The sequence below is a fragment of the Klebsiella sp. PK01 genome (genome assembly GCF_057624675.1).
Genome location: NZ_JBYEZM010000004.1, coordinates 499,806 through 522,243, shown reverse-complemented (window position 1 = coordinate 522,243; position 22,438 = coordinate 499,806). Strand labels below are relative to the sequence as shown.

The following is a 22,438-nucleotide window of genomic DNA, read 5'->3' as shown; positions in this document are numbered from 1 at the left end:
TGATTCTCTAATATATTACGCCGCAATAACCTTACAATAAATAGGATTTTATTGTTCCAGCTTTACATTTTTCGACGGTGATCAATATATAGCGAAAATGCCCGGAATAGGCCAATTTGATTTGCGACAATTTAACGTTTTTTGGTGATTTTTTCCAAGGATTAAGCATTGATATAAATCAATTTTTTCTTCTTATGTTAATTATGTGGCGCAATAAAGAATAACGGTGAAATTGATGTTAAAAATGTGTTTAAAGTCTGCCGCTAGCGGTTACTAAAAAGGGGGAAATGAGAATTATAGGTAATATAATTTTAACTTTAACCAATTTAAGGCAAGAAATGATGCGATCCTAATAATGTTAGACCGGTCACACTATTTTTCCCAATCGAAATGCAAAAAAATAACGTCTGCGTTTTCCTGTTTATTTTCACATAAAATTAACCACCTCCCCTCCCCCGGACAAGCGGCGAGTGATTATTCCCAATAATATTCATCAAATCAATAGAATAGCGTTTTTTAACGTAAGAGAGCGCCTGCGGCTGACGACAAGGCAAAAAAAAGGCCACCTGACGGTGGCCAACCATGTCGAAATCGGACATTAGTCTGCTCCTGAGAGCAGTGAGGGTTTACTTGATGATAGCTTTCAGCGCTTCGCCGATATCCGCCAGGCTGCGAACGGTTTTCACACCGGCCGCTTCCAGCGCAGCAAATTTCTCATCAGCAGTACCTTTACCGCCAGCGATGATGGCGCCTGCGTGGCCCATACGCTTGCCTTTCGGCGCGGTAACGCCCGCGATATAGCCGACAACCGGCTTAGTCACGTGCTCTTTAATGTAAGCTGCCGCTTCTTCTTCCGCGCTGCCGCCGATTTCACCGATCATGACGATCGCTTCGGTCTGCGGGTCTTCCTGGAACATTTTCAGGATATCGATGAAGTTGGAGCCCGGGATCGGGTCGCCGCCGATACCGACGCAGGTAGACTGGCCGAAGCCATAGTCGGTGGTCTGCTTAACCGCTTCATAGGTCAGGGTACCGGAACGGGAAACGATGCCCACTTTACCCGGCTTGTGGATGTGACCCGGCATGATGCCGATTTTGCACTCGCCCGGAGTGATAACGCCCGGGCAGTTCGGGCCGATCATGCGAACGCCAGCTTCGTCCAGCTTCACTTTCACGGTCAGCATATCCAGGGTCGGGATACCTTCAGTGATGGTGATAATCAGCTTAATGCCCGCGTCGATAGCTTCCAGAATGGAGTCTTTGCAGAACGGCGCCGGAACGTAGATGACGGTCGCAGTCGCGCCGGTGGCTTCAACGGCTTCACGCACGGTGTTAAATACCGGCAGGCCCAGGTGAGTGGTGCCGCCTTTACCTGGCGTTACGCCGCCAACCATCTGAGTGCCGTAAGCGATCGCTTGTTCAGAGTGGAATGTACCCTGGCTACCGGTAAAGCCCTGGCAGATAACCTTGGTGTCTTTATTAATTAAAACTGACATTATTTCCCCTCCACTGCGGCAACAACCTGCTGTGCTGCGTCCGTCAGACTTTTCGCTGCAATAATATTCAGGCCGCTGTCAGCCAGTTTTTTCGCGCCCAGTTCGGCGTTGTTACCTTCGAGACGTACAACAACCGGTACGTTAACACCCACTTCTTCAACCGCGCCGATGATGCCGTCAGCGATCAGGTCGCAACGTACGATACCGCCGAAGATGTTAACCAGAACCGCTTTAACGTTGTCGTCAGAGAGGATGATTTTGAACGCTTCGGTTACGCGCTCTTTGGTGGCGCCGCCGCCAACGTCGAGGAAGTTAGCCGGTTCGCCGCCGTGCAGCTTAACGATGTCCATGGTGCCCATCGCCAGGCCTGCGCCGTTAACCATGCAACCGATGTTGCCGTCGAGAGCAACGTAGTTCAGTTCCCACTGCGCCGCCTGAGCTTCGCGCGGATCTTCTTGAGACTGGTCGCGCATTTCACGCAGATCCGGCTGGCGGAACAGCGCGTTGCCGTCAGCGCCCAGTTTGCCGTCGAGGCAGATCAGGTCGCCCTGCTTGGTGATAACCAGCGGGTTGATTTCGATCAGCGCCAGGTCGCGCTCCAGGAAGATGGTCGCCAGACCCATGAAGATCTTGGTGAACTGCTGAACCTGTTTACCTTCCAGACCCAGTTTGAACGCCAGTTCACGACCCTGGTAAGGCATCGGGCCCGCCAGCGGATCGATAGCGATCTTGTGGATCAGGTGCGGGGTTTCTTCCGCCACTTTTTCGATTTCCACGCCGCCTTCGGTAGACGCCATGAACACCACGCGACGGGAGCTACGGTCAACAACCGCGCCCAGATACAGCTCTTTATCAATGTCGGTCGCCGCTTCAACCAGAATCTGGTTTACCGGCTGGCCGTTAGCATCTGTTTGGTAAGTCACCAGGCGTTTGCCCAGCCAATGCTCAGCAAAAGCGCGAATCTCTTCTTTGCTCTTAACTACTTTCACACCGCCCGCTTTACCGCGGCCACCAGCGTGAACCTGACATTTCACTACCCACGGACCCGCGCCGATTTTTGAAGCGGCTTCTTCTGCTTCACGCGGAGTAGTACAGGCATAACCCACCGGCGCCGGTAAGCCATAGCGGGCAAAAAGTTGTTTTGCCTGATATTCATGTAAGTTCATGTGTTCAGTCCATCCTTCAGGTAATAATTATCTTTAAACCTGTAGGCCTGATAAGACGCGCAAGCGTCGCCATCAGGCATCTCATCAACGCCGGATGGCGGCGCGAACGCCTTATCCGGCCTACGGTAGGTAATACTCTTACAGACTACACGTCCAGCAGCAGACGAGTCGGATCTTCCAGCAGCTCTTTAATCGCTACCAGGAAGCCTACCGATTCACGTCCATCGATCAGACGGTGGTCGTAGGAGAGCGCCAGGTACATCATCGGCAGAATTTCTACCTTGCCATTCACCGCCATCGGACGGTCTTTAATGGCATGCATACCCAGGATGGCGCTCTGCGGTGGGTTGATGATCGGCGTGGACATCAGAGAACCGAATACGCCGCCGTTGGTAATGGTGAAGTTACCGCCGGTCAGGTCATCTACGGTCAGCTTGCCGTCACGGCCTTTCACTGCCAGCTCTTTAATATTCTTTTCGATATCCGCCATGCCCAGCAGGTCAACGTCACGCAGAACCGGAGTCACCAGGCCGCGCGGCGTAGAAACCGCCATGCTCACGTCGAAGTAGTTGTGATAAACCACGTCATCGCCATCGATGGAAGCGTTCACTTCCGGGTAGCGTTTCAGCGCTTCAACCACCGCTTTCACGTAGAAGGACATGAAGCCCAGACGGATACCGTGACGTTTTTCGAACGCTTCGCCGTACTGCTTACGCAGATCCATAATCGGCTTCATGTTGACTTCGTTGAACGTGGTCAGCATGGCGGTAGAGTTTTTCGCTTCCAGCAGACGCTCGGCAACGCGTTTGCGCAGACGGGTCATCGGTACGCGTTTTTCAGAGCGGTGGCCCAGTTGCGCAACCGGCGCCGCAGCAGCGGCTGGCGCTTTCGCTTCAGCTTTCGCCGGCGCGCTCGCCAGATGCTTCTCAACGTCTTCGCGGGTCAGACGGCCGCCAACGCCGGTGCCTTTAATCGCCGCCGCGTCGAGACTGTGTTCAGCCAACAGGCGACGGATAGCCGGGCTAAGCGCGTCGTTGCTTTGCTCTTCCAGAGACGCTTGCTGACGCTGAGCCGGGGTGGACTCTTTAGTATCAGCTTTCGCATCAGCGGCTTTACCGGCGCTGTTGCCTTCACGCAGGCGGCCCAGAATCTGACGAGACAGCACGGTGGCGCCTTCGTCTTCCAGTACTGCATCCAGAATGCCGTCCGCTGATGCCGGTACTTCCAGTACCACTTTGTCAGTTTCGATTTCGACCAGAACTTCGTCGCGGACTACCGCGTCGCCCGGTTTTTTGTGCCAGGTGGCGACGGTTGCGTCAGCTACGGACTCAGGAAGGTCGGGAACCAGAATATCTACGCTACTCATTGTGTATCCTTTAATTAATCGACGTTCAGCGCGTCATTGACCAGATCTTGTTGCTGTTTCTGGTGAACGGACATATACCCTACCGCCGGAGAGGCGGAGGCCGGGCGGCCTGCATAACGCAGAGAGGCCCCAAATGGAACTACTTCACGAAGGTGGTGCTGGCTGCAGTACCATGCGCCCTGGTTGAGCGGCTCTTCCTGGCACCAGACAAAATCGTGGACGTGCGAATAAGCTTTCAGCGCTTCCTGTACCGCCTGATGCGGGAACGGATAGAGCTGTTCGATACGCACGATGGCGACATCTTTTTGCTCGTTTTTACGGCGCTGTTCCAGCAGGTCGTAGTAAACCTTACCAGAGCACAGTACGACGCGTTTCACGGCTTGCGGATCGAGCTCGTCGATTTCGCCAATAGCCGGCATAAAGGTGCCGTTCGCCAGTTCATCCATGCTGGAAACCGCCAGCGGGTGGCGCAGCAGAGATTTCGGCGACATCACCACCAGCGGACGGCGCATACCGCGCAGCGCCTGACGACGCAGCATGTGATAAACCTGTGCCGGAGTGGACGGTACGCAAACCTGCATGTTCTGCTCAGCGCACAGCTGCAGATAGCGTTCCAGACGCGCGGAGGAGTGCTCCGGGCCCTGGCCTTCATAGCCGTGCGGCAGCAGCATCACCAGGCCGCACATCCGGCCCCATTTCTGCTCGCCGGAGCTGATGAACTGGTCAATAACGACCTGCGCGCCGTTGGCGAAGTCGCCGAACTGCGCTTCCCAGATGGTCAGGGTGCGTGGTTCCGCGGTGGCGTAACCGTATTCGAACGCCAGCACCGCTTCTTCAGACAGCACGGAGTCCCAGACGCGGAACTGGCCCTGGCCGTTGTGTACGTTCTGCAGCGGCGTATAGGTAGAGCCGTTGCTCTGGTTATGGATAACCGCATGACGGTGGAAGAAGGTACCGCGACCGGAGTCTTCGCCGGACAGACGTACCGGAATCCCTTCGTCAACCAGGGTGGCGTACGCCAGGTTTTCCGCCGCGCCCCAGTCGAACGGCTTCTCACCGGCGGCCATCAGCTGGCGGTCGCCGTAGATTTTCGCTACGCGAGACTGCATCTCAACGCTTTCCGGCACCGTACTGATGCGTTTGGCCAGCTCTTGCAGGCGTTTTGGCTCAACTTTATCCGGGTAGCTCTCATCCCACTCATGGTTGAGGTACGGAGACCAGGTAAAGGAGTGCATGTTCATCGGACGCCATTCCGCTACCACGCAATCGCCGGCATCCAGCGCATCGCGGTAGAGGTTAACCTGTTCGGTAGCGTCTTCCAGCGTCGCGACTTTGTCCTGCTCCAGCTTGTCAGCGTAGATTTTGCGCGGAGTCGGATGCTTTTTGATTTTCTGGTACATCAGCGGCTGGGTTGCGCTCGGCTCGTCGGCTTCGTTGTGGCCGTGACGGCGGTAGCACACCAGGTCGATGAAGACATCGCGTTTGAAGGTATTACGGAAATCCAGCGCCAGACGGGTAACGAAAGCGACCGCTTCCGGGTCATCCGCGTTAACGTGGAAAATCGGCGCCTGAACCATTTTACCGATATCGGTGCAGTACGGCGTAGAACGCGCATCCAGCGGGTTGGACGTGGTGAAGCCAACCTGGTTGTTGATAACGATGCGCACGGTACCGCCCACTTCGTAACCACGCGCCTTGGACATGTTCAGGGTTTCCTGAACTACGCCCTGGCCGGCTACCGCGGCGTCGCCGTGGATGGTGATTGGCAGAACTTTGTTGCTGCTCGGCTCGTCCAGACGATCCAGACGGGCGCGTACGGAGCCGATAACCACCGGGCTGACGATTTCCAGGTGCGACGGGTTAAACGCCAGCGCCAGGTGAACCAGACCGCCTTCGGTTTCCATATCGGAAGAGAAGCCCATGTGGTACTTCACGTCGCCGGTGCCGAGGTGTTCTTTATGTTTGCCCGCGAATTCGTCGAACAGGTCCTGCGGTTTTTTACCCAGCACGTTGACCAGTACGTTCAGACGACCACGGTGCGCCATGCCCAGCACCACTTCACGGGTGCCGCTCTTACCGGCGTGACGGATGATCTCTTTGAGCATCGGGATTAACGCATCGCCGCCTTCCAGCGAGAAGCGTTTCGCGCCCGGGAATTTGGCGCCGAGGTAGCGCTCCAGGCCTTCCGCGGCGGTCAGTTCGCTCAGGAAGCGCTTTTTCTCTTCCGCGGTGAAGCTCGCTTTGCCCGCTACTGACTCAATGCGCTGCTGGATCCAGCGTTTTTCTTCAGTAGAGGTGATGTGCATGTATTCCGCGCCGATGGAGCCGCAGTAGGTTTGCTTAAGCGCCGCGATCAGGTCGCCCAGCTTCATCGTGTCTTTTCCGATGGCGAAAGAACCTACGTTATAGCTTTCCTGGAAATCGGCCTCGGTGAGATCGTGGTAAGCCGGATCGAGATCCGCCACTCTCTCTTGCTGCCACAGTCCCAGCGGATCGAGATTCGCCTGCTGGTGACCGCGGAAGCGGTATGCGTTGATGAGCTGCAGGACTTTAACCTGCTTCACATTGGTATCAGGGTCGGATATCGAAGAAGTGTAACGTGAGGCATCCTTCGCCAGTCGACGGAAATAATCACGCGTTTTCGAATGAAATTGATCCGGTTTAACTCCGGTGCCAGGTAACTGCTGGAACATCGAACGCCAGTTGGCGTCAACAGAGTCAGGATCGGTTAAGAAGTCTTCATAGAGCTGTTCTATCCAGCTCTGGTTCGAACCAGAGAGGTAAGAAGAGTCCAGCCAGGCTTTCATTGCGCCGTTCTGCATCGTGATCCCTTAAGCATTTTTATGCTTATTTCGCCGTAGAAACTACCACGCACACCGAGTGCACGTGCCGGGGTTCACTTGTTGCGGACGAGTTGTGGTTTCTATCCGCTAAGGAACCTTTAAAAACTGTCTAACTATCAGGGGCAGTTTTTAGAGGTTTCCTGCTATCTCTATTGCCTGATGGCGCTTCGCTTATCAGGCCTACGCATTACTGGTACATATTTGGCGGTTTTTAAAGATTTCCTGCTATCTGTCCCCCGGCGGCGCTAACGCTTGCCGGGGCTACTGCTTTGGTAGCCCGGATAAGCGCAAGCGCCATCCGGGACAGACCGTGTTGCTTACGCGCTGCGCTGCAACAGCATCGACTTAATATGGCCGATGGCGCGCGTTGGGTTCAATCCCTTAGGACAAACACTGACGCAGTTCATAATACTGTGACAGCGGAATACGCTGAAAGCATCGCTCAGACCTTCCAGACGCTCGCTGGTTTCGGTATCGCGGCTGTCGATCAGGAAGCGATACGCGGCCAGAAGGCCTGCCGGGCCGATGAACTTGTCCGGGTTCCACCAGAACGACGGGCAAGAGGTCGAACAACATGCGCACAGAATACACTCGTACAGACCATCGAGTTTCTCGCGCTGCTCAGGCATCTGCAGATGCTCGCGAGCCGGAGGATTTTGCCCATTATTCAATAAGTAAGGCTTGATCTTCTCATATTGTGCGTAGAATTGCCCCATGTCTACCACCAAATCGCGGATAACCGGCAATCCAGGCAGCGGACGGATAACAATTTTCTTACCCGGCTGATTCAGCGCGGAGATCGGCGTGATGCACGCCAGACCATTTTTACCGTTCATGTTCAGACCATCGGAACCGCACACCCCTTCACGGCAGGAGCGGCGGAACGACAGCGACGGATCTTTTTCTTTCAGCTGGATAAGCGCATCCAGCAGCATCATGTCGCGACCTTCTTCCGCGTCGAGGGTGTAATCCTGCATATGCGGAGCGTCGTCAACATCCGGGTTATAGCGATAAATTGAAAACTCGAGTTTCATATTCCTGTCTCCGCATTAATAAGTACGAATCTTCGGCGGGAATGCCGGACGCAGTTTCGGTTCCATGTTGACCGCTCGACGCGTCATGGATTCCGACTCTGGCAGATACAGGGAATGGCACAGCCAGTTTTCATCATCACGTTCCGGGAAGTCGAAGCGGCTATGCGCGCCGCGGCTTTCGGTACGGAAGTTTGCGGATACCGCCGTGGAATAAGCCGTTTCCATCAGGTTATCCAGCTCCAGACACTCGACGCGCTGGGTGTTGAACTCGCTTGAAGTGTCGTCCAGGCGCGCATTTTTCAGACGCTCGCGGATCTCTTTCAGCTGTTCCAGACCTTTATGCATCGCATCGCCTTCACGGAAGACCGAGAAGTTATGCTGCATACATTCCTGCAGCGCTTTGCGGATAGCGACCGGGTCTTCGCCGGAACGGGTGTTGTTCCAACGGTTGAGGCGGTCCAGGGAAGCTTCGACATCGGACTCGCTGGCAGCGCGCAGCGCGCCCTGCTCGGCGATGGATTCCTGCAGATGCAGACCCGCCGCGCGGCCGAAGACCACCAGGTCCAGCAGCGAGTTGCCGCCCAGACGGTTGGCGCCGTGTACCGATACGCAGGCGATTTCGCCAACGGCGAACAGGCCCGGGATCACCACATCTTCGCCCTTCTCGTTCACGGTCAGCGCCTGGCCAGTTACTTTGGTCGGAATACCGCCCATCATGTAGTGGCAGGTTGGGATAACCGGAATCGGTTCTTTAACCGGGTCAACGTGGGCAAAGGTACGAGACAGTTCAAGAATGCCCGGCAGACGGGATTCCAGCACTTCTTTACCCAGGTGATCCAGTTTCAGCTTAGCGTGCGGGCCCCACGGACCATCGCAGCCGCGGCCTTCGCGGATTTCGATCATGATGGAACGCGCCACCACGTCACGACCCGCCAGGTCTTTCGCGTTCGGCGCATAACGCTCCATGAAGCGCTCGCCGTGTTTGTTCAGCAGGTAACCGCCTTCGCCGCGGCAACCTTCGGTGACCAGCACCCCTGCCCCGGCGATACCGGTCGGGTGGAACTGCCACATTTCCATATCCTGCACCGGAACGCCCGCGCGCAGAGCCATACCGACGCCGTCGCCGGTGTTGATGTGGGCGTTAGTGGTGGATTGATAAATACGGCCTGCGCCGCCGGTCGCCAGCACGGTAGCGCGGGCTTTGAAGTACACCACTTCACCGGTTTCGATGCACAGTGCGGTACAACCAACCACCGCGCCGTCCTGGTTTTTCACCAGATCGAGGGCATACCATTCGGAGAAGATAGTGGTGTGGTTTTTCAGGTTCTGTTGATACAGGGTGTGCAGCAGCGCGTGACCGGTACGGTCGGCCGCCGCCGCGGTGCGTGCCGCCTGCTCGCCGCCGAAGTTTTTCGACTGGCCGCCAAACGGACGCTGATAAATACGGCCGTCATCAAGACGGGAGAACGGCAGGCCCATATGTTCCAGCTCAAGAATCGCTTCCGGGCCGGTCTTACACATATATTCGATGGCGTCCTGGTCGCCGATATAGTCCGACCCTTTTACGGTGTCGTACATGTGCCATTCCCAGTTATCTTCATGGGTATTACCGAGCGCGACGGTGATGCCACCCTGCGCGGAAACGGTATGGGAACGGGTAGGGAAAACTTTAGAGAGCAGCGCACAGGTCTGTCCGCTCTGGGAAATCTGCAGCGCCGCGCGCATACCTGCGCCGCCGGCACCAATTACAACTGCATCAAATTCTCTGACTGGCAATTTCATTACACACCCCACACCACAATAAATCCATAAAGAACGTAAGCCACCAGCGCCACAACGATAATCAGTTGCAGAACTAAGCGCACGGCCAGTGGTTTAACGTAGTCCGTCAACACCTGCCACATACCGATCCAGGCGTGAATCAGGATGGAAACGAGAGCCAGCAGGGTAAAGACTTTGGTGAACGCGGAGGAGAAGAATCCGGTCCAGATTTCCCAGGAGATCTCACCGGAGGTGGCGAAGAAGCCAACCATGTAGATGATGTAGAGGGTCAGAACGATGGCGGTAGCACGGACCAGAATAAAGTCATGTACGCCGTTGCGTCCCAGTGCTGAGGCGTTGCTTACCATACGAGGACTCCTGCGAGAAGTGAAAGCACGACAGTAATAACAAAAGAAATTTTGGCGGAGCGTGTCCCTGCTTCGAGGGTTTCTTCCAGATAGCCAAAGTCCATCAGCAGATGGCGGATACCGACAACGGCGTGATACGCCAGCGCGGTGAGGATGCCCCACATGATGAACTTCACGAAGAAGCTATTCATGATGGAAGCGGCCGTCAGGAAGCCCTCCGGAGAGGAAAGGCTGGTGCCCAGCAACCAAAGCAGAATACCGACCGCCACAAAAGTGATCACACCGGATACGCGATGGAGAATGGACGCTATCGCCGTGATTGGGAATCGAATCGTTTGTAGATCCAGATTGACAGGTCTTTGTTTTTTCACATTTCTTACCATGAATAACGCCCACATGCTGTTCTTATTGTTTCCTTCCTCCGGTCTGCTTGCGGGTCAGACAGCGTCCTTTCTATAACCAGAAGTCATGTTAAAACCCCTTTCCAGGAGTAAAAGCGTGACCAAACAACGCTGGGTGGCTCGGGATTGCAGGGTGTTCCGGAGACCTGGCGGCAGTATAGGCCGTTCACAAAATCATTACAATTAACCTACATATAGTTTGTCGGGTTTTGTCCGGAACAGTGATCAAGGTCACGATTACAACATTATTTTAAATTTTAATCACCTGATTTGACAAATATTAAACATTCTTGTTACAACCATTACTAGATTAATGCAATAATGCCCAAAAGTTATGGGGTCACTCTTTCACCTGAGAATAAGTTATGTAACAGTGTGATGGTATTGACCGATGTAATCAGGACAGTTATTAGTGGTATACAGGTTTTAATATTCGGGCTGCTAAAACGCTGATTTGCTGCCGTTTCACTCCCGGGCTGAAGACGTACCATCAAGCGCCTGCGCTCTGTACCCTGCAATTTTCGCGACACAGAGCTGTGAGCAACATAACAATCTGGTAACGTAGTCAGGTTCGGGCCGAATGCAAATCCACCACCCGGCAGTCTTAAGCAATAAAAGGCGCTAAGGAGACCATAAATGTCTGATGCTAAAGCAAAAATCACCCTGGGTGGTGACACTGCTATTGAACTTGATGTGCTAAAAGGCACGCTCGGTCAGGATGTTATTGATATTCGTAGTCTTGGTTCAAAAGGTGTCTTCACCTTCGACCCCGGTTTCACTTCAACAGCCTCGTGTGAATCTAAAATTACTTTTATCGACGGCGATGAGGGGATCCTGCTGCACCGCGGTTTCCCGATCGATCAGCTGGCTACCGAGTCAAATTATCTTGAAGTGTGCTACATCCTGTTGAACGGCGAAAAACCGACTCAACAGCAGTACGACGAATTCAAAACTACCGTTACCCGCCACACCATGATCCACGAACAGATTACCCGTCTGTTCCACGCGTTCCGCCGCGACTCTCACCCGATGGCGGTGATGTGCGGTATTACCGGCGCGCTGGCGGCGTTCTATCACGACTCCCTGGACGTGAATAATCCGCGCCACCGGGAAATCGCCGCCTATCGTCTGCTGTCCAAAATGCCGACCATGGCAGCGATGTGTTACAAGTATTCTATCGGCCAGCCTTTCGTGTATCCGCGCAACGATCTCTCCTACGCGGGTAACTTCCTGAATATGATGTTCTCCACGCCGTGTGAAACCTACGAGGTTAACCCGGTGCTGGAACGCGCGATGGACCGTATCCTGATCCTGCACGCTGACCACGAACAGAACGCATCAACCTCTACCGTCCGTACCGCAGGCTCTTCCGGCGCTAACCCGTTCGCCTGTATCGCTGCGGGTATCGCCTCCCTGTGGGGACCGGCGCACGGCGGCGCCAACGAAGCCGCGCTGAAAATGCTGGAAGAGATCAGCTCCGTTGAACACATTCCGGAATTCGTGCGCCGCGCGAAAGACAAGAATGACTCTTTCCGCCTGATGGGCTTCGGCCATCGCGTGTACAAGAACTACGATCCGCGCGCCACCGTTATGCGTGAAACCTGCCACGAAGTGCTGAAAGAGCTGGGCACCAAGGACGATCTGCTGGAAGTGGCGATGGAACTTGAGCATATCGCGCTCAACGACCCGTACTTCATCGAGAAGAAACTGTACCCGAACGTTGATTTCTACTCCGGCATCATCCTGAAAGCGATGGGTATTCCATCCTCGATGTTTACCGTCATCTTCGCGATGGCGCGCACCGTCGGCTGGATTGCCCACTGGAACGAAATGCACAGCGACGGTATGAAAATTGCCCGTCCGCGTCAGCTGTATACCGGCTACCAGAAGCGCGATTTCAAATCCGATCTCAAGAAGTAATTTTTACCCTGTCGGGGTGAGCAATACAAAAATCGGGGATCTTCCCCGATTTTTTTTATTTAAGCGTACAAAAAAATTTTAATCGCTCAACAACTGGCATTAGTGCTGGCAGCCAGGGCACCAGTAAAAGGGTCGCGATGACAGCATCGTTTTCTCAATGATACTGCCGCAGCGTTCGCAGGCCTCGCCATCGCGATGAAAGACCTTAAAGCGGAATAGCGCGCCATGATGTTTGTTTTCATCCACCTGGCCGCGGGTACGGTAAGAAAGGCGCGGGATATCCAGCAGCGCGTGCGCCAGCGCAGCGAGCTGCGTTTCATTGAGCTCGGCGGCTTTATGCTGCCCGGTCAGCCCCACCTGCCACAGGATCTCTACCCGCAGATAGTTCCCGAGCCCGGCGAGAAACGCCTGGTCCAGCAACAGGCCGGAAAACTGGCGATTGCGAAATTTCGCCGATAACAGCCGCTCTCTGACCTGCCCGGCGGTTAACGTCATATCCAGCACATCCGGCCCGACCCGTTGTAAAAACGGATGATGGGCCAGCTGTTGCGCCGTCAATATCTCAATCTCCGAGGCGCTATAGAGCAAAATCGCCTTGCGTGCGGTCTGCAGTCTGACGCGCAGCACGCGGTTCGATTGCGGCTCAACGCCGGCATCCACCACGCGCCAGACGCCATACAGCTGGTTATGGCTATACAGCGTCAATCCGCCGGAGAAGTGGGTTAACAGGGCCTTGCCGCGGGTGGTGATATGGGTCACCCGCTGGCCAATCAACTGGCTTTGATAGGGTTGCAACTGTGGAAAGGCGAACCAGGCTTCGGTTAACGGTTCGCCTTTGATAGCCGCCTCCAGGTTATCCGCCGCGCGGCGGATCTCCGGGCCTTCAGGCATAGTTTCGTCCTTTTGTTAGTGCGTGGCGCCGCCGCCAATTTTGACATCGTCATTCTGTTCAAGAGCGACGGCAATCGCCGTTTCCAGCGCCGCGCGTACCGTCGCGACCGACATACTCGCCTCGCCAGGGTGGGCCGCCGCCTGTTCAGGCAGATACGGAATATGGATAAAACCGCCCTTCTGCCCGCTTTTTCCCTGCAGCTGATGCAGCAAACCATACATCACGTGATTGCAGACAAAAGTGCCCGCGGTTTGCGACACCGAGGCCGGGATCCCCTGCTGGCGCAGCGTGTTAACGATCGCTTTGATCGGTAGCGTGCTGAAGAAGGCCGCGGGGCCGTTAGCGACGATCGGCTCATCGATCGGCTGCTGGCCTTTATTGTCGGGGATCCGCGCATCATCGACGTTGATAGCCACACGTTCGACGGTAATATCGACACGGCCGCCGGCCTGCCCGACGGCAATCGTTAGCTGCGGTTGATAGGTTTCAAGCGCGGCGTTCAGCACCGTTAGCGCCTCGCCGAACACGCAGGGTAACTGTTTAGCCACCACCTGCTGCCCGCGAATAATCACGCCATCAAGCTGCTTAACCACTTCCCATGAAGGATTAACCGTTTCGCCGCCGAACGGCTCAAAACCGGTAATTAATACGCCAGCCATCATCCCTCCTTACAGGAACATCAGGAAATAGAGTAAGAATACGTTGACGATCAGCAGCAGGATACCGGTCGGTACCTGGGCTTTAATCACCGCGTTTTTATCCGGCAGTTCGAGCAGCGCCGCCGGCACGATATTAAAGTTCGCCGCCATCGGCGTCATCAGCGTGCCGCAGTAGCCGGAAAACATACCAATCGCCGCCATTACCGCCGGATTGCCGCCATGCTGCAGGACTAAAATCGGAATGCCAACCCCGGCGGTCACGATCGGGAAAGCGGCAAAGGCGTTGCCCATCACCATCGTCAGCACCGCCATGCCGATGGCGTACACGGCCACGGCGATAAAGCGGTTATCTACCGCCAGATAGTGCTCGGTCAGCCATGAAATGCTGGTTCCGACGCCCGCCGCGGTAAATAGCAGCCCCAGCACCGCGAGGATTTGCGGCAGGATAAAGGCCCAGCCGACGGAATCCAGCAAACGGCGCGCTTCCTGCATCGGCTGCGCCACCGTTTCATGGGTCATACGAATCGCCATCGCCAGGCCAATCAGCGTACCGGCAGTCATTGAGAACAGGGTAATCAGCGTCGCGTGGTTGCCCGGCCCGAAAAGGGCCACCTGCCATGAAGGCAGATTGTTAAACAGCAGAACGCCAATGACGGTGACGACCGGGATCGCCAGCGCCGGATAGAAAAGTTTGTTGCCGAGGCGTTTCGCGCTGGCGGTTTTCTCTTCCTGACTACGCTGATGGTAGCTGCCGAGGCGCACGCCGCCAAAACCAGCGATCAGCGCCAGTACCACCACCACCCCGCCGACGGCGATATTCACCGTACGCTTATCGCCCACCAGTTGATACGTCCAGTCGCCGAGCAAGAACACCAGCCCGTACAGGCCCCAGAACAGGCCGGTTGTCAGGCGCCGCGGATTGCTTTTGTCGCGCCAGGACATGATAGCCACGACCAGCAGTACCGCGCCGGCCAGCCAATATAAATACGTTTGTTGGAAGTTCATGCCGCACCGCCTTTCGCCTGCCCGGCGTTAACCCGGTCCAGCTCGCGCTGGAGATGGCGATCGAGGCGCCACAGGCGCGCGGCGTGGATCAGGAAGGCGCAGATCGCCGTCGGGATCCCCCACAGGGCAATATGCAACGGTTCCGTCTGGATCCCGCCCGACTCCAGCATAAAGTTGTGCATGAAGATGATCGCGCCAAAGGCGACAAAAATATCTTCACCGAAGAACAGGCCAACGTTGTCGGTCGCCGCCGACATTGCGCGCAGCCGGTAGCGCACATTGCCCGGCAGCGGGCCAAAGCGCTTTTCCGCCGCCCCTTCCGCCATCGGCGCCAGCAGCGGGCGCACCATTTGCGGATGTCCGCCGAGGCTGGTCAAGCCCAGGGCGGCGGTGGCTTCGCGCACGAAAAGATAGACGATCAGCAGTCGTCCGGCAGTCGCGCTATGGATCTTCGCGATCCACGCCTGCGCCCGCTCTTTCAGACCATGGCGCTCCAGCAGCCCGATCACCGCCAGCGGCAACAGCAGAATAAACGGCAGATTACGGGTATTGAGGAAGCCCTCGCCCAGTTTCTCCAGAATAGTGGCTATTGGCATATGCGCCGCCACGCCGGTGACGATCCCGGAGATAATCACCACCAGCACCGGGTTAAAGCGTAATAGAAAACCGACCACAATCACGGCAATGCCGATCAGCGGCCAGAGGGATATCACCTCTTGCATAATAACGTCCTGTTGAGTTGTGAGTGTTGTTAGTTATTTGATTTAATTATTATTAATAATACTAAGGCGGACTATTAATCAATGTCCGCGCTGACGTCGATATTGCGCCCTGCGAAAGCAGCGCGCAAGCGTCGGGCGAAATCGAGCGCATGAGCGCCATCGCCATGCAGGCAGACCGTTTCCGCCTTCACATGCGCCCATTCGCCGCTCAGGCTGCGCACCCGGTTGTGCTGCACCATTTCCAGCGTTTGCGCCAGCGCCTGTTCTTCGCTCTCAATCAGCGCGCCCGGCTGGCTGCGCGGCACCAGGCTACCGTCAGCGAGATAACCGCGATCGGCGAAGACTTCCTGGCGCGTCGTCAGCTGATAGCGCTGTCCGGCGCGGATAAGCTCGCTCCCCGCCAGCCCGACCAGCACCAGCCCGGCGTCGGCATCGCGCACCGCGCGAGCGATAGCATCGGCCAAAAGCGGCTCTTTCGCCGCCTGGTTGTACAACATGCCATGCGGTTTGACGTGCCGCAGCTCGCCGCCCTGGGCATGCACGATCGCCGCCAGCGCGCCAATTTGGTACAGCACCTGGGCGTAGACCGTCTCTGGCGGTAACTGCATCGCGGTGCGGCCGAAATTTTCCCGGTCCGGGAAGCTTGGGTGCGCGCCAATAGCAACGCCGTTTTTCAGCGCCTCGCGCACGCACTGCTGCATGAGCAGCGCATCACCGGCGTGAAAGCCGCAGGCGATATTGGCGGAAGAGACCAGCTGCAGCAGCGCGCTATCGCTGGCGCAGCCTTCGCCGAGGTCGGCATTTAAATCAATTTTCATCGCTTAATCTCCAGGCCAGTTGTTCAAGATAACGCTGCTGATCGGCGCGCGCTTTCAGCGCTTCTTCCAGCGAACATGGGACGAAATGGATCGGCTGACCCAGCGGAATTTGCGCCAGTTGGTACATATCGGCTTCAATAATGCAGGCTATACGCGGATAGCCGCCGGTGGTCTGCGCATCGTTCATCAACACAATCGGCTGGCCGTTATGCGGCACCTGTACCACCCCGGGCAGCAGGCCATGGGAGAGCATTTCCCGGTCGGTTGTGCGCTTGAGCGGCTGACCCTGCAGGCGGTAGCCCATCCGGTTGCTCTGCGGACTCAGCTTCCACGGTGAGCGCCAGAAAGACTCCTGCGACACGCTGTCGAATTCGTGATACTCCGGCCCCGGCAGCGCGCGAATAATATTGCCTATCGGCAGCTGTTTAACGCCGCGCGAGGCGCTAAAGCGACGGGAGGATTTCCCAATCTTCAATTGATCGCCATCCTGCAACCGGCGCCCTTCGATTCCGCCGATACCGACTTTCAGATCGGTAGAGCGGGAACCTAAAACTTCAGGCACGTCGATACCGCCCGCCACCGCCAGGTAGCTGCGGATCCCATGCTGCGGAGTTTTCAACACCAGCCGCTGCCCGGCCTTCGCTTCCATTCGCCAGCCCAACCAGACCGGCGCGCCGTCGAGCGTCGCTTCACAGGCGGCTCCGGTCAACGCGAACCAGCAATGGCGGGTAAACTGTACATCGACCTGACCCAGCGTAATTTCCAGCGCCGCCGTCTCCGGCGCATTGCCCACCAGCAGATTGGCAATGGTCATTGCCGGTTTATCCAGCGCGCCGCAGCGGCTAATCCCCCACTGGCGCTGGCCTTCCCGGCCGCCATCCTGGACCGAGGTGTACATGCCGGCGCGGTTAAATTTCAACATACCCCCTCCTTCTGCGGCACAAAGCGCACGCGATCGCCAGAACGCAGCAGCACCGGCTCTTCACGTTTTGGATCGAATAATGCCAGCGGCGTGCGACCCAGCAGCTGCCAGCCGCCAGGCGTCGCCAGCGGATAGATACCGGTTTGCGATCCGCCGATACCAACCGATCCCGCCGGTACCAGCACGCGCGGCTCGGCGCGACGCGGCATCGCCAGCTGCTCCGGCAGGCCGCCAAAGTACGGAAACCCCGGCTGGAAACCCAGAAACCACACCATGTACTCCACCGAAGAGTGCAGTTCGACCACCTGCTTTTCGCTCAACCCGCTATGGCGCGCGACATCGCCAAGGTCTGGCCCCGCCTCGCCGCCGTAGATAACCGGGATACTTATCTCGCGGGATTCCGGCTCCAGCGCATCGCTCTCTTCCCACCAGCGCTGCAGCTTGTCAATCGCCTCCCACGCCATCTCCTGCGGACGACGCAGCACAACGGTGATGTTGTTCATCCCCGGAATCACTTCAACCACCTCTTCGCGATCGGTCAACCGCTGCGTCAGGCCCCAGATACGTTTTTGGCTCTCCAGGGTCACCGGAGGCTCAAGCTCCAGGACCACCGCCGTTTCACCTAATAGATAACAACGCGCTCGCTGCACTTTTTTCTCTCTCATCAGGCCGGGTTAGGGATATCAATAAAGGTGACGTCCAGGTCAGTATTTTCCGTCAGCCACTCGCTCAGGGCGCGAATACCACCGCGCTCGGTGGCATGATGGCCGGCGGCATAAAAATGCAACCCCTGCTCACGGGCGGAATGAATCGTCTGCTCAGACACTTCGCCGGTAATAAAGGCATCGACGCCAAAGCGGGCCGCGCTATCGATAAAGCTCTGGCCGCCGCCGGTACACCAGGCGACGCGGGTAACTTTGTCCGGCCCGGTATCGCCGCTCCACAGCGGTTTACGCCCTAATCGCGCTTCAATCCACGATGCCAGTTCCAGCCCGGATACCGGCATAGACAGCTCGCCCCACGGCACCAATGGCTCGATTTCCCCCATGACATTGATCCCCAGCAGCTGCGCCAGCTGGGCGTTATTGCCCAGTTCCGGATGCGCATCCAGCGGTAAATGCCAGCCATAAAGGTTGATATCGTTGGCCAGCAGCGTTTTCAGCCGATTGCGCTTCATGCCGCGGATCACCGGCGACTCGCCTTTCCAGAAGTAACCGTGATGCACAATCACCGCATCCGCCTGCAGACGAACGGCTTCATCAAGTAGCGCCTGGCTGGCGGTCACGCCGGTGACGATTTTCCGCACCGTCTCCCGCCCTTCCACCTGCAGGCCGTTCGGGGCGTAATCACTGATGGCCGCGCTATTCAGTTTTTCGTTAATTAATTGTTCCAGTTCGCTATTTTTCATTGCCGCTCCATCAGAAAATCAGTTTGCACAAACCTATAACATAACCACATCCGCCCGAGTCGTCGATAGCGACGCCAAAGGGTCCATTTCAGCCATTCGCGTAATCGCCCAAATTGCCTCTTCCCCTCACCGCGCATTAGTGTATATTTATGCACTTATAAAGCATATTAAATAACCAGAAAGCCATTTAGGCCATGAATAACACCAGACAAACGCTATTCATGCAGAAAGATCGACTTTCGTTTTACGGCCAGGAAATGAACGTTACATGAACAGACAAACTTCACAGCCACGGGCGATCTATTACGTCGTTGCGCTGCAAATTTGGGAATACTTCAGTTTTTACGGCATGCGGGCGCTGTTAATCCTGTACCTCACCAACCAGCTCAAGTACGACGATAACCACGCCTATACTCTGTTTAGCGCCTACTGCTCCCTGGTCTACGTCACCCCTATTCTCGGCGGCTTCCTCGCCGACAAACTGCTCGGCAACCGCATGGCGGTGATGCTCGGCGCGCTACTCATGGCTATCGGTCACCTGGTGCTCGGCGCCAGCGAAGTCGCTCCCACCTTCCTGTATCTGTCGCTGGCAATCATCGTTTGCGGTTACGGACTGTTTAAATCCAACGTCAGCTGCCTGCTTGGCGAACTGTATGAGCCGACCGATCCGCGCCGCGATGGCGGCTTCTCGCTGATGTACGCCGCGGGCAATATTGGTTCGATCATCGCGCCTATCGCCTGCGGCTACGTGCAGGAAGAGTACAGCTGGGCGATGGGCTTTGCGCTGGCGGCAGTCGGCATGATTGCCGGACTGGTCATTTTCCTCTGCGGCGGTCGCCACTTTCGCCATACCACCGGCGTTAACCGCGAGGCGCTGCGCGCGCGGACCTTTGTCCTGCCAAATTGGGGCTGGCTGCCGGTTTTGCTGGTGGCGACGCCGCTGCTGATTACCGTCTTGTTCTGGCAGGAGTGGTCGGTGTATGCGCTGATCGTCGCGACGGTGATTGGCCTGGCGGTACTGGCGCGCATTTATCTGCGCGCGGAGAACGACAAACAGCGCAAAGAACTGCGCCTGATTATCGTCCTCACCGGTTTTAGCCTGCTGTTCTGGGCCTTCGCCCAGCAGGGCGGCAGCTCTATAAGCCTGTATATCGACCGTTTCGTGAACCGCCACGTCATGAGCTATGAAGTACCAACCGCGATGTTCCAGTCGGTTAACGCCTTTGCGGTGATGCTCTGCGGTATGGTGCTGGCATGGCTGGTCAAAGAAAACATCAAGGGCAACCGCACCGTGCGTATCTGGGGAAAATTCGCCCTCGGTCTCGGGCTAATGAGCGCTGGCTTCTGCATTCTGACCTTAAGCGCCCGCTGGTCGGCCGCGTATGGCCACTCCTCCATGCCGCTAATGGTACTGGGGCTGGCGGTGATGGGTTTCGCCGAACTGTTTATCGATCCGGTAGCGATGTCGCAAATCACCCGGATCGAAATCCCCGGCGTCACCGGGGTGCTGACCGGTATCTATATGCTGCTTTCCGGGGCGATCGCCAACTATCTGGCCGGCGTCATCGCCGACCAGACGTCGCAGGCGTCGTTTGATGCCGCCGGCGCGGTTAACTATTCGATTGAAGCCTATATCGACGTCTTCAGCCAGATCACCTGGGGCGCGCTGGCCTGCGTCGGCCTGGTGCTGGTCATCTGGCTTTATCACTCCGTGAAGGTCAAAACCCGCCAACTGGCGGTAGAATAAAAACTATCTGGCGGCTTCCCAGGCCGCCAGCGTCTCCAGCCGCGCCTGCTTATGGTCAACCAGCGGGCGCGGATACTTCAGCGCTACCCCCTGTTTATCCGCCCACAGCCACGGCTGATGCAGCGCTTTCTCTGGTACTTCCGCCAGTTCCGGCAGCCAGCGGCGAATAAACTCGCCCTGCTTATCAAACTTCTCCCCCTGGGTCGTCGGATTGAAAATACGAAAGTAAGGGGCTGCATCGGTACCGGTCGAGGCCGCCCACTGCCAGCCGCCGTTGTTGGCCGCCAAATCGCCGTCAATCAGTTGGCTCATGAAATAGCGCTCGCCTTGCCGCCAGTCGAGACGCAGGTCTTTCGCCAGGAAGCTGGCGACAATCATCCGCAGGCGGTTGTGCATCCAGCCGGTGGCGTTAAGCTGCCGCATGGCGGCATCGACGATGGGGAAACCGGTTTGCCCCTGTTGCCAGGCCCGCAGTTCATCCTCATTGCTGCGCCAGGCGACCTTGTCGGTCCAGGCGACAAAGGGCCGGCCTTTACACAGTTTCGGGTAGTAAACCATCAGATGACGATAGAACTCGCGCCAGATAAGCTCGTTCAGCCAGCTTGCGCCCGCTTCGCCATCCAGCGCGCCGGGCTGCTCCCGTAACAAGCGATGCAGGCACTGGCGCGGCGACAGTACGCCTACCGCCAGACACGGCGACAGTCGGCTGGTTCCTTCTAGTGCCGGGAAATCGCGCTGCTGATCGTAATCCGCCGCCGGCTGCTGGCAAAACGCGCGCAATCGAGCCAGCGCTGTTTTTTCATCCGCCGCGAACAGATCGGTGTCAAATGCCGTTTGCGGATAGTTGATCTCAGGCAGCGGCGGCGCCTGACGGGCGGCTGACGCGTGTGGTTTAGGCGCCGCCACGCACTCCGGCAGCCCTTCACGCAGGCGGCGGATAAAGGCATTTTTAAACGGCGTAAAGACTTTATACATCTCGCGGTTGCCGGTCATCACGCTGCCCGGCGGCAACAGCACGCTGTCGTCAAATCCCTGACAGGTAACTTCTGTCAGGCTTTTCTCAACACCGGCGTCGCGCCGGCGCTCATTAAACTCATACTGATAGTTATAAAATAGATGGCTCACCTGGTGCTGTTTACAGAAGCGCGTCAGCAGCTCGATGCTGGCGGCGAAATCGTCCGCTTCTTCTACCAGCAGCGGAATACCGCGTTCCGCTAATGCCGCGTGCAGGCTGCGTAAATGGCTGGCGATAAAGGCCGCCTGGCGCGGCGCCATATAATGTTGGTGCCACTGCTCTGGCGTGGCGATATACAGCGCCAGCACCTGCGCCTGCGGGTCGCGGCAGGCGGCGGCCAGCGCCAGATTATCGTGAAGGCGTAAATCCATGCGAAACCAGACCAGATGGGTGGCCATAAAACTCCTCACTCTCCGTAAGCAAAACTCATCACTCAGGCCGGCAAAATAGCGCGCTGCGACAAAATAAGCACCTGCCAATTCTGCCACGGCGCATGAAAGCTAAGTGTAGACAGCAGACGAAAAAAAACCGCCGGTCGTCAACCGGCGGTTTTTATATTCGTCGCAGCAGCGCGGATTAGTAGAAATCGTGCGCGGCTTTTTCCGCCTGCGCCATCCATACCGGCTGTTCACTGGTTTTCGCCCATACGCGATGCAGCCAGCTGTAGTAACGGGCGCGATCTTTCCAGAACAGCATCACCGGCAGCGCAGCAACCCCGGCCACGACGGCGAAAGCGCGACGCATCAGGATAATGTGAGCAGGATAAGCTTTGTACAACGCCATAATTTCTCTCCCCTTTGTCAGGCCGGCAAGCAACGCCGGTAAATGTCACAATGTTTGTCTGCACAAATAGTACCGCGCTGGTTGTAATTTTACTACTCATCCGACCACTAAA

22 protein-coding genes are annotated in these 22,438 nt (G+C 56.6%); 3 read left to right on the top strand and 19 right to left on the bottom strand.

The features are described 5' to 3' along the window. Nucleotides 1-437: 437 nt before the first annotated feature. The 9 genes from AC22LX_RS15685 to sdhC form a co-directional block, all read right to left on the bottom strand. On the bottom strand, nt 438-599 hold the full coding sequence (locus AC22LX_RS15685) for a hypothetical protein (RefSeq protein WP_080758832.1): 162 nt from the start codon (nt 597-599) through the stop codon (nt 438-440). Between the two features lie 27 nt (nt 600-626). Next, nucleotides 627-1,496 (bottom strand): succinate--CoA ligase subunit alpha, encoded by an 870-nt coding sequence (sucD, locus tag AC22LX_RS15680; RefSeq protein ID WP_015367669.1) that lies wholly within the window; start codon nt 1,494-1,496, stop codon nt 627-629. Beyond that, nucleotides 1,496-2,662 (bottom strand): ADP-forming succinate--CoA ligase subunit beta, encoded by a 1,167-nt coding sequence (sucC, locus tag AC22LX_RS15675; RefSeq protein WP_015367670.1) that lies wholly within the window; start codon nt 2,660-2,662, stop codon nt 1,496-1,498. Before sucC ends, sucD begins: the two co-directional genes overlap by 1 nt. Nucleotides 2,663-2,807: 145 nt before the next feature. Continuing rightward, a complete protein-coding gene (odhB, locus tag AC22LX_RS15670) occupies nt 2,808-4,028 on the bottom strand; it encodes a 2-oxoglutarate dehydrogenase complex dihydrolipoyllysine-residue succinyltransferase (RefSeq protein WP_020079338.1) in 1,221 nt (406 codons plus the stop codon). Nucleotides 4,029-4,042: 14 nt separating this feature from the next. Beyond that, nucleotides 4,043-6,850, bottom strand: coding sequence for a 2-oxoglutarate dehydrogenase E1 component (gene sucA / locus AC22LX_RS15665; RefSeq protein ID WP_049060781.1), 2,808 nt, complete (start codon nt 6,848-6,850; stop codon nt 4,043-4,045). A 338-nt stretch (nt 6,851-7,188) separates the two neighbouring features. Continuing rightward, nucleotides 7,189-7,905: a succinate dehydrogenase iron-sulfur subunit SdhB gene (sdhB, locus tag AC22LX_RS15660; protein WP_020079339.1), complete on the bottom strand. Its 717-nt coding sequence runs from the start codon at nt 7,903-7,905 to the stop codon at nt 7,189-7,191. A 15-nt stretch (nt 7,906-7,920) separates the two neighbouring features. Then, on the bottom strand, nt 7,921-9,687 hold the full coding sequence (sdhA, locus tag AC22LX_RS15655; protein ID WP_032707635.1) for a succinate dehydrogenase flavoprotein subunit: 1,767 nt from the start codon (nt 9,685-9,687) through the stop codon (nt 7,921-7,923). Then, nucleotides 9,687-10,034 (bottom strand): succinate dehydrogenase membrane anchor subunit, encoded by a 348-nt coding sequence (gene sdhD, locus AC22LX_RS15650; protein ID WP_487334080.1) that lies wholly within the window; start codon nt 10,032-10,034, stop codon nt 9,687-9,689. The genes sdhA and sdhD overlap by 1 nt, the downstream gene beginning before the upstream one ends. Continuing rightward, entirely contained in the window at nt 10,028-10,432 is a 405-nt protein-coding gene (gene sdhC, locus AC22LX_RS15645) for a succinate dehydrogenase cytochrome b556 subunit (RefSeq protein WP_020079340.1), read from the bottom strand. Before sdhC ends, sdhD begins: the two co-directional genes overlap by 7 nt. A 324-nt stretch (nt 10,433-10,756) precedes the next feature. Here sdhC and AC22LX_RS15640 point away from each other — a divergent pair, with 324 nt between their 5' ends. Further along, a complete protein-coding gene (locus AC22LX_RS15640; RefSeq protein WP_418268990.1) occupies nt 10,757-10,888 on the top strand; it encodes a hypothetical protein in 132 nt (43 codons plus the stop codon). Nucleotides 10,889-11,071: 183 nt separating this feature from the next. Then, on the top strand, nt 11,072-12,355 hold the full coding sequence (gltA, locus tag AC22LX_RS15635) for a citrate synthase (protein ID WP_015367676.1): 1,284 nt from the start codon (nt 11,072-11,074) through the stop codon (nt 12,353-12,355). Between the two features lie 99 nt (nt 12,356-12,454). Here gltA and nei read toward each other — a convergent pair whose 3' ends face one another. The 8 genes from nei to ybgI all read right to left on the bottom strand — a co-directional run bounded on the left by nei (nt 12,455) and on the right by ybgI (nt 18,781). After that, nucleotides 12,455-13,246: an endonuclease VIII gene (nei, locus tag AC22LX_RS15630; protein ID WP_045393042.1), complete on the bottom strand. Its 792-nt coding sequence runs from the start codon at nt 13,244-13,246 to the stop codon at nt 12,455-12,457. Nucleotides 13,247-13,261: 15 nt separating this feature from the next. Continuing rightward, nucleotides 13,262-13,906 carry a pyroglutamyl-peptidase I gene (pcp, locus tag AC22LX_RS15625; protein ID WP_045393039.1) on the bottom strand — a complete coding sequence of 215 codons (645 nt, stop codon included), beginning with the start codon at nt 13,904-13,906 and terminating at the stop codon, nt 13,262-13,264. Nucleotides 13,907-13,915: 9 nt separating this feature from the next. Next, nucleotides 13,916-14,911 (bottom strand): DUF979 domain-containing protein, encoded by a 996-nt coding sequence (locus tag AC22LX_RS15620; protein WP_045393036.1) that lies wholly within the window; start codon nt 14,909-14,911, stop codon nt 13,916-13,918. Further along, nucleotides 14,908-15,633 carry a DUF969 domain-containing protein gene (locus tag AC22LX_RS15615; RefSeq protein ID WP_045393033.1) on the bottom strand — a complete coding sequence of 242 codons (726 nt, stop codon included), beginning with the start codon at nt 15,631-15,633 and terminating at the stop codon, nt 14,908-14,910. The genes AC22LX_RS15620 and AC22LX_RS15615 overlap by 4 nt, the downstream gene beginning before the upstream one ends. A 74-nt stretch (nt 15,634-15,707) precedes the next feature. Beyond that, on the bottom strand, nt 15,708-16,451 hold the full coding sequence (pxpA, locus tag AC22LX_RS15610; protein WP_213292690.1) for a 5-oxoprolinase subunit PxpA: 744 nt from the start codon (nt 16,449-16,451) through the stop codon (nt 15,708-15,710). Continuing rightward, on the bottom strand, nt 16,441-17,373 hold the full coding sequence (gene pxpC / locus AC22LX_RS15605) for a 5-oxoprolinase subunit PxpC (RefSeq protein ID WP_213292691.1): 933 nt from the start codon (nt 17,371-17,373) through the stop codon (nt 16,441-16,443). Before pxpC ends, pxpA begins: the two co-directional genes overlap by 11 nt. Next, nucleotides 17,367-18,023: a 5-oxoprolinase subunit PxpB gene (pxpB, locus tag AC22LX_RS15600; protein WP_004176857.1), complete on the bottom strand. Its 657-nt coding sequence runs from the start codon at nt 18,021-18,023 to the stop codon at nt 17,367-17,369. The genes pxpC and pxpB overlap by 7 nt, the downstream gene beginning before the upstream one ends. Before the next feature lie 14 nt (nt 18,024-18,037). Next, nucleotides 18,038-18,781, bottom strand: coding sequence for a radiation resistance protein YbgI (ybgI, locus tag AC22LX_RS15595; protein ID WP_047077874.1), 744 nt, complete (start codon nt 18,779-18,781; stop codon nt 18,038-18,040). Nucleotides 18,782-19,049: 268 nt separating this feature from the next. Between ybgI and dtpD the strand changes: the two genes are divergently transcribed. After that, nucleotides 19,050-20,528, top strand: a complete 1,479-nt coding sequence (gene dtpD / locus AC22LX_RS15590) for a dipeptide permease DtpD (protein ID WP_487334079.1) — start codon at nt 19,050-19,052, stop codon at nt 20,526-20,528. A 3-nt stretch (nt 20,529-20,531) separates the two neighbouring features. On the opposite strand, the gene phrB is transcribed toward dtpD, so the two are convergent. Both phrB and AC22LX_RS15580 read right to left on the bottom strand, forming a co-directional pair. Beyond that, nucleotides 20,532-21,941, bottom strand: coding sequence for a deoxyribodipyrimidine photo-lyase (gene phrB / locus AC22LX_RS15585; RefSeq protein ID WP_487334078.1), 1,410 nt, complete (start codon nt 21,939-21,941; stop codon nt 20,532-20,534). 178 nt (nt 21,942-22,119) lie between these two features. Next, nucleotides 22,120-22,326 (bottom strand): DUF2517 family protein, encoded by a 207-nt coding sequence (locus tag AC22LX_RS15580; RefSeq protein WP_015367687.1) that lies wholly within the window; start codon nt 22,324-22,326, stop codon nt 22,120-22,122. Nucleotides 22,327-22,438: the final 112 nt, after the last annotated feature.